This is a genomic window from Priestia sp. TSO9 (genome assembly GCF_021029645.1).
In the GTDB taxonomy this organism is placed as follows: Bacteria; Bacillota; Bacilli; order Bacillales; family Bacillaceae_H; genus Priestia; species Priestia megaterium_E.
In genome coordinates this window covers 1-385 of sequence record NZ_JAJEKD010000041.1, presented here as the reverse complement: position 1 = coordinate 385, position 385 = coordinate 1, and the positions used below count along the sequence as shown (strand labels likewise).

The 385-nt window shown below is 30.6% G+C and carries 1 protein-coding gene; it reads right to left on the bottom strand.

The window, feature by feature from the left end; genetic code table 11:
* Window positions 1–194: 194 nt before the first annotated feature.
* Entirely contained in the window at window positions 195–314 is a 120-nt protein-coding gene (locus LJC66_RS27470; RefSeq protein ID WP_205413786.1) for a class III lanthipeptide, read from the bottom strand.
* Between the last annotated feature and the right edge of the window lie 71 nt (window positions 315–385).

Sequence of the window (385 nt, the reverse complement as noted above, 5' to 3'; positions counted from 1 at the left end):
CCTTCTTTGAATCTAAAACTTGAAGAGATAATACTTTTTTCACAAAAATCACCTCCTTTTAGTTAGTGACCTTCCATTAAAGCTATTACGCCAATACATTTAACTTTTGGCTGCTCAATGAAAAAATGATTTCTATAATCTATGGTAGGATACCGAATAATATTATTCAGTAATCTTTAATAGAAAATATAAAATTAGCAAACTGCAAAACTAATTGTGCTTACTACTTTGCAGTTAACACTTAAAGATGAACCTGCACGTAGCTCTACATCCTTCTTTGAATCTAAAACTTGAAGAGATAATACTTTTTTCACAAAAATCACCTCCTTTTAGTTAGTGACCTTCCATTAAAGCTATTACGCCAATACATTTAACTTTTGGCTGC